The organism is Mesorhizobium sp. M6A.T.Ce.TU.002.03.1.1 (assembly GCF_003997275.1).
Lineage (GTDB): Bacteria > Pseudomonadota > Alphaproteobacteria > Rhizobiales > Rhizobiaceae > Mesorhizobium > Mesorhizobium mediterraneum.
In genome coordinates, this window is sequence record NZ_RZTI01000032.1 from 1 (window position 1) to 12,429 (window position 12,429).

At 63.1% G+C, this 12,429-nt stretch carries 17 protein-coding genes; 7 read left to right on the forward strand and 10 right to left on the reverse strand.

Annotation, left to right across the window (positions count from 1 at the left end; genetic code table 11):
- The 3 genes from EOC93_RS12620 to EOC93_RS12630 all read left to right on the forward strand — a co-directional run.
- A partial coding sequence (locus EOC93_RS12620; protein WP_245461445.1) for a LysR substrate-binding domain-containing protein occupies positions 1–249 on the forward strand: 249 nt, incomplete at its 5' end.
- 201 nt (positions 250–450) lie between these two features.
- A complete protein-coding gene (locus EOC93_RS12625; RefSeq protein ID WP_127204755.1) occupies positions 451–1,062 on the forward strand; it encodes a hypothetical protein in 612 nt (203 codons plus the stop codon).
- Between the two features lie 110 nt (positions 1,063–1,172).
- Positions 1,173–1,904, forward strand: coding sequence for an SDR family oxidoreductase (locus tag EOC93_RS12630; protein WP_127204756.1), 732 nt, complete (start codon positions 1,173–1,175; stop codon positions 1,902–1,904).
- Here EOC93_RS12630 and EOC93_RS12635 read toward each other — a convergent pair.
- Both EOC93_RS12635 and EOC93_RS12640 read right to left on the reverse strand, forming a co-directional pair.
- Positions 1,855–2,796 carry a LysR family transcriptional regulator gene (locus EOC93_RS12635; RefSeq protein WP_127204757.1) on the reverse strand — a complete coding sequence of 314 codons (942 nt, stop codon included), beginning with the start codon at positions 2,794–2,796 and terminating at the stop codon, positions 1,855–1,857. The genes EOC93_RS12630 and EOC93_RS12635 overlap by 50 nt on opposite strands.
- 22 nt (positions 2,797–2,818) lie before the next feature.
- Positions 2,819–3,721, reverse strand: a complete 903-nt coding sequence (locus EOC93_RS12640; protein ID WP_127204758.1) for a S1C family serine protease — start codon at positions 3,719–3,721, stop codon at positions 2,819–2,821.
- A 281-nt stretch (positions 3,722–4,002) separates the two neighbouring features.
- On the opposite strand from EOC93_RS12640, the gene yghU reads away from it, so the two are divergent.
- The gene (gene yghU, locus EOC93_RS12645) at positions 4,003–4,869 is read left to right on the forward strand and encodes a glutathione-dependent disulfide-bond oxidoreductase (RefSeq protein ID WP_127204759.1); all 867 of its coding nucleotides are present in this window, start codon (positions 4,003–4,005) and stop codon (positions 4,867–4,869) included.
- Between the two features lie 354 nt (positions 4,870–5,223).
- Here the strand turns inward: yghU and EOC93_RS12650 are convergent, their stop codons facing one another.
- Entirely contained in the window at positions 5,224–5,415 is a 192-nt protein-coding gene (locus EOC93_RS12650) for a hypothetical protein (protein ID WP_127204760.1), read from the reverse strand.
- Between the two features lie 304 nt (positions 5,416–5,719).
- On the opposite strand from EOC93_RS12650, the gene EOC93_RS12655 reads away from it, so the two are divergent.
- Positions 5,720–6,460 (forward strand): sulfotransferase family protein, encoded by a 741-nt coding sequence (locus EOC93_RS12655; protein ID WP_127204761.1) that lies wholly within the window; start codon positions 5,720–5,722, stop codon positions 6,458–6,460.
- A 31-nt stretch (positions 6,461–6,491) separates the two neighbouring features.
- Here EOC93_RS12655 and EOC93_RS12660 read toward each other — a convergent pair whose 3' ends face one another.
- The 5 genes from EOC93_RS12660 to EOC93_RS12685 all read right to left on the reverse strand — a co-directional run bounded on the left by EOC93_RS12660 (position 6,492) and on the right by EOC93_RS12685 (position 10,281).
- Entirely contained in the window at positions 6,492–7,373 is an 882-nt protein-coding gene (locus EOC93_RS12660; protein WP_127204762.1) for a DMT family transporter, read from the reverse strand.
- A 341-nt stretch (positions 7,374–7,714) separates the two neighbouring features.
- A complete protein-coding gene (minE, locus tag EOC93_RS12670; protein WP_095482719.1) occupies positions 7,715–7,987 on the reverse strand; it encodes a cell division topological specificity factor MinE in 273 nt (90 codons plus the stop codon).
- Entirely contained in the window at positions 7,984–8,799 is an 816-nt protein-coding gene (minD, locus tag EOC93_RS12675) for a septum site-determining protein MinD (protein ID WP_095482856.1), read from the reverse strand. Before minD ends, minE begins: the two co-directional genes overlap by 4 nt.
- A gap of 115 nt (positions 8,800–8,914) precedes the next feature.
- The gene (gene minC / locus EOC93_RS12680; RefSeq protein WP_127204763.1) at positions 8,915–9,664 is read right to left on the reverse strand and encodes a septum site-determining protein MinC; all 750 of its coding nucleotides are present in this window, start codon (positions 9,662–9,664) and stop codon (positions 8,915–8,917) included.
- Positions 9,665–9,834: 170 nt separating this feature from the next.
- Positions 9,835–10,281, reverse strand: coding sequence for a hypothetical protein (locus EOC93_RS12685; protein WP_127204764.1), 447 nt, complete (start codon positions 10,279–10,281; stop codon positions 9,835–9,837).
- Between the two features lie 276 nt (positions 10,282–10,557).
- On the opposite strand from EOC93_RS12685, the gene EOC93_RS12690 reads away from it, so the two are divergent.
- Complete coding sequence (locus EOC93_RS12690; protein WP_127204765.1) at positions 10,558–11,271, forward strand: SOS response-associated peptidase; 714 nt, start codon at positions 10,558–10,560, stop codon at positions 11,269–11,271.
- Here EOC93_RS12690 and EOC93_RS12695 read toward each other — a convergent pair.
- Both EOC93_RS12695 and EOC93_RS12700 read right to left on the reverse strand, forming a co-directional pair.
- The gene (locus EOC93_RS12695) at positions 11,268–11,528 is read right to left on the reverse strand and encodes a hypothetical protein (RefSeq protein ID WP_127204766.1); all 261 of its coding nucleotides are present in this window, start codon (positions 11,526–11,528) and stop codon (positions 11,268–11,270) included. The genes EOC93_RS12690 and EOC93_RS12695 overlap by 4 nt on opposite strands.
- A 3-nt stretch (positions 11,529–11,531) precedes the next feature.
- Positions 11,532–11,792 (reverse strand): hypothetical protein, encoded by a 261-nt coding sequence (locus EOC93_RS12700; protein WP_127204767.1) that lies wholly within the window; start codon positions 11,790–11,792, stop codon positions 11,532–11,534.
- A 135-nt stretch (positions 11,793–11,927) separates the two neighbouring features.
- Here EOC93_RS12700 and EOC93_RS12705 point away from each other — a divergent pair, with 135 nt between their 5' ends.
- Complete coding sequence (locus EOC93_RS12705; protein ID WP_127204768.1) at positions 11,928–12,107, forward strand: hypothetical protein; 180 nt, start codon at positions 11,928–11,930, stop codon at positions 12,105–12,107.
- The last annotated feature ends 322 nt before the right edge of the window (positions 12,108–12,429 follow it).

Consider the following 12,429-nt stretch of genomic DNA (forward strand, 5'->3'; position numbering starts at 1 on the left):
TCACCCGGCTCCGACACGATGGCGGAACTCGCCCGCCTCGGCTTCGGCCTTGTGCAGGCGCCGCACTACCGCTTCGCCGGCGATTTCGCGCGCGGCACCCTGGTCGAGGTGCTGCCGGACTATCCGCCGTCGCCGACGCCGCTGTCGGCGCTGTATCCGCAAAACCGCCAGCTTGCGCCGCGCGTGCGGGTGTTTATCGACTGGGTGATCGGGATTTTTGGCGAGGATGGGAAATCGGGCCGGGTGTGACGAGCCGGGGGGCCGCCGGCTACTTTTGCGCAGGGGCCGCGTTCCTTCGCGCCCCCCTCTGTCCTGCCGACGTCGCTGACGCCCGTCTCCCCACCCATCACGCGTCCATCGGCGCCCATGGCGGTTCTTCCCATCGTGATGTAGTAATCTTGTGTCCAGAACCGGCCATGGCGGCGGGCTTCAATTGGGGGATATGTTGCCATGCGAGCGATGCTGTTCGGCCTGATGCTGTTGCTGCCGACCATGGCCCTGGCGGAACCGATCGAAACCCAGAAGATCATCACCGCGCTGACCGGCGACTGGAACGGCGACGGCGCCGTCGATCTGATGATGATCGTCGAGACCAAGCCCGGCGACCCGATGGACATGTATTTCTTCCTTAGGGACCGCGAGGCCAATTTTCTCAAACCTGCCGGCATCGTGCGTGAGCAGATCTACGGAGAGTGGAACGGTTACGACCGGCCGGGCTACGGGGCTTCCGACACCGAGCCGGAGCTGTCCACGCTGCCCAACGGCTCGATCAACCTATACCTGCCGGCAATGCCGGTCGGCAGCAAACGGACCAACACGACGCTGACGCTCGCTTACCGCAATGACGCCTTCATCGTCGCCGGCTTTGCCTATGACTATCACGATTATCTTGAGGACAATGTCGCAAGCGACTGCGACTACAACGTTTTGACCGGCAAGGGCAAAAGCAGCAAAATGCAGCCCGATGGCACCACAAAGCAGAAGACCGTGGCGGTGGAAGGCAAGGTCATTGCCTTTTCGGAATGGAGCCCCGGAATGGGCTTTAGCGCCTGCGGCGAGTGAGGCACGCCTCACCATCGGATTTTCCGATAGCACTATCGTTTTCTTCCGTTTCCGCTTCGAGCCCAAACCTGCGACTTCCCTGACCAAGTGATCGTCTGTGGAAGCGAAGGATGGCGGATATGGCAAACAGGAAAGTTCTGGTCGTCGGCGGCAGTTCGGGGATGGGTCTGGCGCTGGCAAGGCAGTGTCTCGAGGCTGGCGCCGAGGTCATAATTGCCGGGCGCAACGAGGACAGGCTGAAGCGCGCCCGCGAGCAACTGGGCAACCCCGCCGCACTGGACACGGTCGCGGTCGACATCACTCGCGAGGACCAAGTCGCCGCTCTGTTCAGTCGGATCGGCCGGCTCGACCATATCGTCAGCACAGCAGCCGATATCGAAGGCGCCTATGAGCTGTTGCCTGCGCTCGAGCTGAAGGCGGCGCAAAGGGTGGTGGAAAGCAAATTCTATGGGCCGCTACTGCTGGCCAAACATGGCGCGCCGATGCTTTCGGCCACGGGCTCGATCACCTTCACATCAGGCATCGCGGCCTATCGGCCGGCGGCGCGGGGCTCGGTCGTCGCCGCGGTCAATGCGGCGCTGGAGGGGCTCGTGCGGGCGCTCGCCATCGAGCTGGCGCCCATCCGCGTCAACGCGGTCTCGCCGGGCTGGGTCGACACGCCGATCTGGACCTTCGTTGCCGGCGCCAAGAAGGACGACACGCTGAACGCGATGGCAGAGCGGCTGCCGGTCGGGCGGGTCGGACAACCCGACGACATCGCCGACGCTATTTGCTTCTTGATGGGCAACGCTTTCACGACAGGGACGACACTGCATGTCGAGGGCGGGCATCGGCTGGTCTGACCGGCGCGAAATTGTCGCCAGCGGCCGCCAGCAGCAGTTTCAAGGCTGGCGGCTGCACCCGCCTGCGGCGCCAGATCATGGCAATCGACGCCGTGCGGACCGGGCCCGGCCAGGGCATTTCGATGACCTCGCCACGATCGAGCGCCCCGACCACGGCCAGGCGCGGCACCAGACCAAGGCCGGCCCCAGCCGCCACCAGGCGCGCGATCGTGCCGATGCTGCCGACTTCGGCGGCAAGCCTCGGCGATGCAAGGCCTGCCTCGGCAAAAGCCTTGTCGAACAGGTGCCGATAGATGCATCCAGCTTCGGTGACGACGAAGCTCATTTTGCCGAGCGCCGTTAGATCGCCTCTCATCGCTGCCTCCTCAGGAGGAACGACAAGGATCAATGGTTCCGCCGATAGCGTCCGTCTGGCGAGGCGTTCGTCGACCTTCTCGAAACCGTCCCTGTCGAAGCAAAAGGCGACGTCGATCTCGCCATCTTCCAGCTTGCGCACGAGATCACCGCTGCCCGCGACCTTCAGCCGAAGATCGACGTCGGGATGGGCGACCTGGAAATCCGGGAGCCATTGCGCCAGCTTCGCCGAGGCGATCGTCTCCAGCGCGCCGATCGTCACCGATCCGGCGGCGTGTCCGGCGGTCACGTCCACGGCCGCCCGTGCCTGTTCGATCAGCATCAGAATGTCCACGGCATAGGGCTTCAGCGTGTCGCCCGCAGGTGTCAGCTGCAGGCCCTGCTTCGACCGCGTGAACAGCACCGTGCCAAGCTCGGTCTCAAGCGTCTGGATCTGATCGCTCACGCTCGACTGCGCGAGGTGGATCTCCTCAGCGGCGCGGGTGATGTTTCGACACCGCGCAACCGCGAGGAACGTCTTGAGCAGTCTTGGATGCATCGGGTGACCCGTATCGACTGCTTCACTGCAGCTGCGGTTTCTTGAGAAAGCTGTTGCGGTCGGCCGACTTGACGCGCAGCCAGGTTTCGCGGCCGTCGCGCACCACCCGCAGGGGGATCTCCGCGCCCGCCGGATTCTGCCATAGCTTGCGGTAGAAATCGGCGAGCCCGTCGACTTCGCCGTCGCGCACATCCGAGATGATGTCGCCTTGGCGCAGGCCGGCTTCGGCGGCCGGGCTGCCTTCGGCGACGCTCATCACCACCACCTCGCCATTGCTTTCGGCGGAGAAGGCGCCGAGCCAGGGGCGCGGTGGCTTGGAGACTTGGCCGCGTGTCAGGAGATCGTCGAGAATGGGCGGCAGAAGGTCGATCGGCACCACCATGTTGATATCGGCGATCTCGCCGGCGCGGCTCATCTGCAGGCGCAGCGAACCGATGCCGAGCAGCCTGCCGTCCTGCCCGATGAGTGCCGCACCTCCCCATGACGGATGGGCGGGCGCGGTGAAGATCGCCTCGTCCAGAAGATATTCCCAATAGCCGGCGAATTCCTGCTTGGTGATGATGTGCGCGCTGACCGACTGGCCGATGCCGTCGGCGAGCACCACGGGATCGCCGGCCATCGCCTTGGCCGCGTCGCCGAAAGCCACCGCGGGCAGGCCGAGCGGGGCCAGCGCCTGCACCAGGCCGAAGCCCGATTCCTGGTCGTAGGCGAGCGCGTGCGCGGGAACCACGCGCCCGTTATGGTCGGTCAGCCAGACCTCTTCCGCCTCGGTGATGAGATAGCCGATGGTGAGCACCAGACCGTCCTCGCGTATCACCACGCCGCTGCCCTCCCGGCTCGTGCCCAGCGCATTCGCGGTGAAGGCGTCGTCGGGGATCGAGGCGCGCACCGCCACGATGGACCGCAAAATCGTATCGATGGTCATGCTCTCAATCCCGGCAATATTCATGGCGGCCGCCAAAGGCCCGATATCCTCTATAGGTATGGCGCACGTGACGAGGCGCAAGGGCATCCGTGATCCCTTCCCAAGGGGGAGAACGTGGGCCGGCACCCGGAACCGACAATAGTTCAACACAAGTTGAACTTCCTGCTGCCAGCACTACCTTTATCTATGTGCGGATGAATCTGCCCATCCTCGCTCCCTTTCTCATTGCGCAAGCTGATCCTCCCCAAGACCCTCCCCGCTCCCAACAAAGGCCTCCCGAGATGAACCAATACACACCGCCGAAAGTATGGACCTGGAACAAGGAAAATGGCGGCGCCTTCGCCAGCATCAACCGGCCGATCGCCGGCCCGACGCATGACAAGGAGCTGCCGGTCGGCAAGCATCCGCTACAGCTCTATTCGCTGGCGACACCGAATGGCGTCAAGGTGACGATCATGCTGGAGGAACTCTTGGCGCTCGGCCACAAAGGCGCCGAATATGATGCCTGGCTGATCAGGATCAATGACGGTGATCAGTTCGGCAGCGGCTTCGTCGAGGTCAACCCTAACTCCAAGATCCCCGCGCTGATGGATCGCAGCGGGCCAAAGCCGATCCGCGTCTTCGAATCCGGCTCGATCCTGGTGCATCTGGCCGAAAAATTCGGCGAATTCCTGCCGACCGAGCAACCGGCGCGTGCAGAAACCTTGTCATGGCTGTTCTGGCAGATGGGCTCGGCGCCCTATCTCGGCGGCGGCTTCGGCCATTTCTACGCCTATGCGCCGGAAAAGATCGAATATGCCATCGACCGCTTCGCCATGGAGACCAAGCGCCAGATGGACGTGCTCGACCGGCGCCTCGCTGAAAGCGAATATCTCGGCGGCGATGACTACACGATTGCCGATATAGCCGTGTGGCCCTGGTATGGCGGGCTGGCCAAGGGCCGCATGTACAATGACGCCGGCGAGTTCCTGTCGGTCGCGGAATACAGACACGTGCAGCGCTGGGCCGACGCGATCGACGCGCGGCCGGCGGTGCAGCGCGGGCGCATGGTCAATCGCGCCTTCGGCGAGCCGGCGATGCAGTTGCACGAGCGCCACGACGCCAGCGATTTCGACACTAACACGCAGGACAAGCTGGCGGCGGAGTGAGCAGAGCGACGGAGCTGAGCGGATGACGCGCCGATCTCCCCGGGGGAGATCGGCAGCTTCAACCCGCCACGTCTCGACGGCGGATCAGGATTGCACAAGCCGCAGGCAGGCTTCCGCGCTGCCCAATCCCAGGCATATGTATTCGGAAATATATACTGGTTGACTAAAGTAACGGAACGTCCAATGCACATTCCCAGAACCGAACAAGTCCGCTTTCAAAAGGCTTAGACCATAATGTCTATTTCGGGAACATCATGATCTAAGCATATAGATATTCAGCCGGATTGGCGTCGAATCTCGACACGTCGTAAAACCGGATACCGTCTCGATGGTCCAGCACTCACGGGTCGCGGATCACTTGTGTGTCTTTCGCCCGGTTCTATAGATCAGCCGGACGACGAACACAAAATATCCAACCTGCAAAACGATCAGGGTCAGGACTGTCCAGCCCAGCGCCTTCCAGATTGAACCGGTTGCCAAAAAAGTCGAGAGCGCCACGACGAGTGACGCGGTGGTCATCCCCACCAGGAACTGTGGAAAATTCATTGCTTTTCAAGGCCGTCCCGGGCTTGCAACAGCCGCGACGACCCCCCTTGCCCATTTACCCCAGACCAACGTTTTCACCCTTTCAATGGTTGCGCAAGTGGCAAATGGAACAGAAGTGTGCACATATTTAACGCAATCTTTGGTTGAGGCTCTACCTTGGCTATCGCTGGTCCATTCAAGAAGAGACGACCTGTAACGGGAGGACATGATGGAAATTTGTTGCGCGCCGGACACTCCGGGCGCAACGTAGGCCCTACGGACTGACATAAAATAAGAATATCAGTCCATGGGAGGGATGGGGAACATGGCGCTCAAGGTAATCGGCGCGGGATTCGGACGCACGGGCACATGGTCGACCTTTGCCGCGCTGAACAGGCTCGGCTTTCCCTGCTATCACATGCAGGAAGTGATCCTCAACAAGGCCAACAAGGGCCACCTCAACTTCTGGCGCAAGGTGGCGAACAGCAAGCCCGGCACGCCGCACGACTGGGACCGAGCGTTTGCCAACTACACGGCGACGGTCGACAATCCCGGCTGCTGCGTGTGGCGGGAATTGCTAGCCGCCTATCCCGATGCCAAGGTGCTGCTGACGCTTCACCCGCGCGGCGCCGAAGGCTGGTACGACAGCACGATCGATACGATCTACTTCACCGAAAATCTCTGGCAGTTCAAGATTTTGGAGTGGCTGACGCCGTTCGGCCGGAAATTCGGCGACATGTCGCGCAAGCTGATCTGGGGTCGCGTGCTGGCCGGCGTGATGGACGACCGCGAGCGGGCAATCGCGCGCTACAACGCTTACACCGAGGAGGTGAAGGCCGCAGTGTCGCCGGAAAAACTTCTGGTGTTCACGGTGACCGAAGGCTGGGGGCCGCTGTGCCGCTTTCTCGGCGTGGCGGAACCACGGGAGCCGTTCCCGAACCTCAATGACCGCGAAAGCGTGAAGAAGGTGATCCGCGACGTCATCAAGGGATCGTATATGATGCTCGGGCTGTCGATCGCGGGCGGCGTAGCGGTGCTGGCTGGGCTTTGGTGGTGGCTGGGGTAGCCGGCGTCAGCCAAGGCGCCGCCAGCGAACCCTATTCGGGCGAAGGCACAGGCGGCTTGTTCGTCATGGTGGCGCCGAAGGCAGCGGCTATGACGGCGGCTACCCCCAGGCATTGCAGTCCGGTCAGGATCTCGTGCAGGAACAGGAACCCCGCCAGCGCGCCCAGCGCCGGCTCCAGGCAGGTCAGCGTGCCGTAGAGCCTGGCGGGCATCCTGGTCAGCGCCACCATCTCCAGCCAGAACGGCAGGGCGCTGGAAAACAGCCCGACCAGCAGGGCGCCGGCCAGGATCGACGGCGCGACCAGCGCCGGCCCCGCCTCGGCCACGCCGAACGGCAGCGCAAGCACTGCGGCGATTGCCAGGCCGTAAGCCGTGGTCTGGCCGCCAAGTTCCGCGCCCGCCTTCTGCGCGAACACGATGTAGAGCGCCCAGAAGCCGCCGGCCGCCAGCGCCAGCATCACGCCGGTCGGATCGAGCGGCTGGCGCGAATGCACGAGGGGCGACAACAGCACGATGCCGGCGACGGCAAGCGCCACCCAGGCGAAGTCGCTGCCGCGCCGCGACGATAGCGTCGCGACCAGAAGCGGACCGGTAAATTCGAGCGCCACCGCGATGCCGAGCGGGATCGTCTCGAGCGCCGTGTAGAACAAAAGATTGAGCGCGGCGAGCGTCACCCCATAGGCGATCAGCCACGGCCAGACGGCTTTGGACGGCCGCACCCGCCAGGGCCGCAGCACCGCCGCCAGCATCAGCGCGCCGACGACCAGCCGCAGCGCCGTCGTGCCCTGCGCGCCGACCAGCGGAAACAGGCCCTTGGCGAAGGCCGCGCCAATCTGGATCGACACCATGGCGCCGAGCAGTGCCGCGATGGGCAAGGGTGCAGAAACAGGTTTGATAACCGGCATCGACGTCACGGTGGTTGGTCCTCCCCTGCCGCCGGGCTATGCGCGACGGCATGCGGCGGAGATAGGACCAATGGGCTTGCCTGTCGTGAGGCAGCGAGGGGTGGTTGGGTGGGGCAAGCAAAGACTCTGATAGACGCTGGCGGGACAGCGCCCCCCTCTGTCCTACCGGACATCTCCCCCTCAAGGGGGGAGATTGCGCGCTCAGCCGCTTTCGCCAATCTCAAGCGTTGCAGAGGTGAGCGGAGCGCTGAGGCTGCTGATCTCCCCCCTTGAGGGGGAGATGTCCGGCAGGACAGAGGGGGGTACTGTCCCGCCGGCGCCAAAAATTACTACAGGCGCAACCCTGCCGCTCAGGCCGACATCGCCAGCGGCCTTGCGCTCTTGTTGGGAATCTGGATGTCGATATCCAGCGTCGACATCGTCTCGCCGCGCTCCATCGAGACCTGCAGATAATCCTGGTCGATCTGCACATGCCTGGCGATGACGGCCATGATCTCCTCGCGCAAGATGGAGACGAGATCGGGCTGGCTGCGGCTGCGGCGCTCATAGGCGAGCAGCACCTGCAGCCGCTCGCGCGCCACCGGCGCGCTGCCGCGCCGCTTGAAAAGGTCCAACAGGTTCATGCTGCCCTCCTTCCAAAAAGCCGGTCGAGAAAGCCCTTGCGCTCGAACGGCACGACGACCGGCAGCTCCTCGCCTTCGAGCCGTTTGGCCGCCTCGATATAGGCGCGGGCGGCGGAATTGGTGGGATCGCTGAGCGTCACCGGCGAACCGAGGTTGGAGGCCCTGAGCACGTCCTGGCTCTCGGGAATGATTCCCAGGAGCGGCGTCGACAGGATTTCCAGAACGTCGTCGATCGAGAGCATTTCGCCGCGCGCCGCGCGGGCGGCATCATACCGCGTCACCAGCACGTGCTTGGCGATCTGCTCGCCCCGCTCGGCCTTCACGGTTCTCGCATCGAGCAGGCCGATGATGCGATCGGAATCGCGCACCGAGCTGACTTCCGGGTTGGTGACGATGACCGCCTCGTCGGCAAAGCGCATGGCGAGCTGCGCGCCGCGCTCGATGCCGGCCGGGCTGTCGCAGAAGACATAGTCGAACACCGAGCGCAGCTTGTCGATCACCTCGCCCACGCCCTCCTCGGTCAGCGCATCCTTGTCGCGCGTCTGCGAGGCCGGCAGCAGGAACAGCGTCTCGACCCGCTTGTCGCGGATCAGCGCCTGCGAGAGCTTGGCCGTCCCCTGGATGACGTTGACCAGGTCGAACACGACCCGCCGCTCGGCGCCCATGATCAGGTCGAGATTCCTCAGACCGACATCGAAGTCGACCAGGGCCACCTTCTTGCCGGTTCTCGCGACCGCGGCACCAAGGGCGGCCGTCGAGGTCGTCTTGCCGACGCCCCCTTTGCCTGAGGTGACCACCACTACCTTGCCCATATATGCCTCCATTATTGTTGTTGGTATTGTTAAGCGTCTGATTTATGCGATGCGCTTAAGTCATTGTTTTCGTAAATGCTTCCTAAAGCCGCTGCGTTCCTTTGGTCGGCATGCATTAGCTGAAAGGCGCGATGCGCAGCGTGTCTTTTTCGAGAAAGGCCTGGACCGCTTTTCCACGCAGGGACGGCTCCATCTCCTCGGCGGTGCAATACCAGCCGTCGACCGACAGCAGCTCGGCCTCGTTCCTGCGGCAGAAGATGCGCGCCGCCGAATGGCCGAGCACACCGGCCGAGGCCCGCCCGCGCAGCGTGCCGTAGACATGGATGGAGCCGGCGGCGACGATCTCGGACCCGGAGGCGACGGAGCCCAGCACGATGACATCGCCATGCGCATGAAAGACCGACTGGCCTGAGCGGATCGGCGTCTTGACCATAAGCGTGGCCGGCGCTTCTGGCTGCTTGCCCTGTTCCGCCCTGCCCGCTTCTTCTGGCCTGCCCGTCTCTTCCGGCCTGCCCTTGCTGTCGGCCTGCATGAGCAGCCCGGCGGTGGCCTCCTTGGCGCCGATCAGCACTGGCGGCAGATTGGCCTCGAGTGCGGTGTTGCCGTCGAGCTCGATGGCATAGATGCGGATGCCGCGCAGGCCAAGCTCGGCGACCAGCGCTTCGATCTCGCCGACCTCCGGCTTCAACGTGTTGAGGTTGAGCACCACCGGTCGGCCGGCAAAGTAACCCGGCGAATTGCCGATCCAGCGATCGAGGCTTTCCAGCCATTCCGAAAGTGGCGCCTCCGGCGTCAGCGTGAAGGCGACGAACGAGCGGGCGCGAAAGCGAATGGATTTGGTCTCGACGGGGGCGGCGAAGGTCACGGACAGCGATTCCTTACTGATAGGTAAACGCTAGCCAGCCATGGTTAACGAAAGGTTAACGGAGGGGGTGTTTGCGGCATCCGGAAAGCTGTTACTGACAGACTTGGCGGTGTCAGCAGCCGAGCGGACAGCGTTGGAAATTGCCTGCCCTTTCCTCGACACCTTGCTGGCTAAGTGTCCTTCGCCGCGTCCTCGATCAGTTCCGCTAGCAAGCTAGAGAACCGCTCGTCAGACCTATCCCCTATGTTTCCCACTTCTCTCGCCACGATCCCGGGCGAAGAGACTGAGACTTCCCCACTAAGATGAACGTCGACCGTGAACGTCCTTCTGATTACCTCCTCCTCCATGCCCCGCTTCCTGTAGACTTGGAACCGAATAGACGGTGTTGACGCTTTGGCTTGGTGGCTTGGCGCGGTGTCTATGTCGACAGTCACCTCGCCCGTCACGTCAGCTTGGGCCGCTTGCAACGACGCAACCACGACGTCGTTTAGCCAGGCCCTGGCTTGTGCGCCGAAGTCCACCACACCTTCCTCGGCCTTCTCATTGCCGACCTTCCCCTCTTGCTCACGGCGAGCTTCCTTCCCGCGATCAAGGGCTTCTTTGAACTTTGACATCATGGTTTGCCTCCGATTGTGAGCGCATGAGACCGGCCGTCACATCCGCCATGCTCCTCTAATGGGTAAACGCGCGGAATCGGCGTGCGTTGCGTGAGCGGAGCCCGTGGTTCGCCGCTGCGCACGGTAGTCTTCTTCCGGCGCGGTCGATCGCCGGTGTGGCGGCGGTGATCGCGGCGCTGTCGTGGTGGCTGGGATAGCGTGTCAGCAGCCGAGCGACAGCGCTGGAAATTGCCTGCCCTTTCCCACAAGATGCCTGGACATCCCTGAGGGTTCGACATGTGCAACCTCTACAACATCACCACCAGCCAGGAGGCGATCCGCCAGTGGACCCGCGCCCTGCGCGACATTCTTGGCAATCTCGAACCCTCCATCGACATCTACCCCAACCAGCCCGGCCCGGTGGTGCGCAACGCGCCGGACGGGACGCGCGAGCTGGCCAACCTGCTGTGGGGCATGCCGACGCCGATTGAGCGGGTGAAGGGCAAGGCCGACTACGGCACCACCAACATCCGCAACCCGCAATACGGCCACTGGCAGCAATATCTCGGTGTCGAGAACCGCTGCGTGGTGCCGCTCACCAGCTTCGCCGAACCGAGCCCAACGCCGGGCGACAAGGACCCGGATACCGGTATCCAGAGGAACTACTGGTTCGCGCTGACCGAGGAGCGGCCGCTGTTCTTCTTCGCCGGCCTGTGGACGCGTTGGCAAGGCGTGCGCAAGGTCAAGGACGGCCCCGGCGACTTCGAGCTCTACGGTTTTCTGACCACCAGACCGAACGCCCTGATCGCGCCGATTCACGAGAAGGCCATGCCTGTCATCCTGACCACGCAGGAGGAAACCGAGACTTGGCTGACCGCGCCGTGGTCGGAGGCCAAGCACCTGCAGCGCACGGCACCCGACGACGCGCTGGTGATCGTCGACAAGCCGGCGACGCAGATCAAGTTTCCGCCGCAGGCGCCACAGGCGCCGGTGCAGGGTTCGCTGTTCTAAAGCTTGAACTTCTGCAGCACCCAGACGTAGCCCTTCGGCGGATGGTCCTGGTCGATGAACTGGGTGCGTACGGTGGTATCCTTCCGGCTGCACCGCTTGCACTTGAACCGGATGGTCTCCAGCGGCTTGTTCCAGCCCACCACCTTGGCCACGTCGTTGGCCCGGAAGCGGCCGACATGGTAGCAGTGGCCGCATTCCACGATGAGCAGCATGTTGGCCTTCGCGGCACGTCCAACGCTGTCCATCGGCCCGGCCATGGCTCATTTCCGGGTCAAATAATCCTCGGGAAGCGGAAGCAGGCCAAGATTCGGCATCCGGAAATCGGGCTCCTTCGCCGCTAGGCTGGCCATCACCTCATGCAATTTTTCGACAAGCCCGCAAAGCTGCCAATACAGCTCGCCATGCGCCTTCAGATGCAGCTGCGACGAAAGCACCGTCTTGCGCAGGCTCAGGGCGTCCCTGATGATCGCCTCCGCATCCCTCGTCGACAGCCTGTCAAACCGGCTTTTTCGTCTGCCCATCGCGGCTCTCCCCATTTTGTGAGGAACCGCCCCACCTACTGACAATAGGAAGGCATTCCTCGCGGAGTCAATTCACCCTTGACATTTTTGTTCCCGTTTTGTTCAATTTGAGCAGAAACTAGTGGAGGCATCGCCATGGACCACATCGTGACGCTGGACAGCCGCCAAGAAGCTGCCCTTCAGGCCATCGCCGACAAGTTCATCGCCCAGCACAAGGGCGATGCGGTGAAGGCGCTCAAGGAGATGATCGTGCTGAATGGGCATCTGCAGGAACGGCTTGATGCGATGGAGGGAGCGCGCCGGGCGACGCGTTAAGCGCTCAGAGATGACGGTAGCAGGGCGCGTGTTCAATCGTGCCGTTCGAAGGTCGGCTTAGCGCCATGTTCAGACATTCGCGGTGCTTCTCCAGAGCGGACGTTAGCTCATCGGTAGGAGTCGACCTGCGGACCATGCCTGATGGTAGGTGCAAGGGAACGGCGTGACCCCCATGCGATGAAGCGGCGGTAGGCCGCCGCTCCGAATTTGAGCGGCCCGTCCGGCAACGCTATAATTGACCGGCAGGGGACGTTATCGATGACGCAAATCAGAGCCATGACTGAGCAGGACGTGCCGTCGGTATCGCGGCTCATTGGAGAGT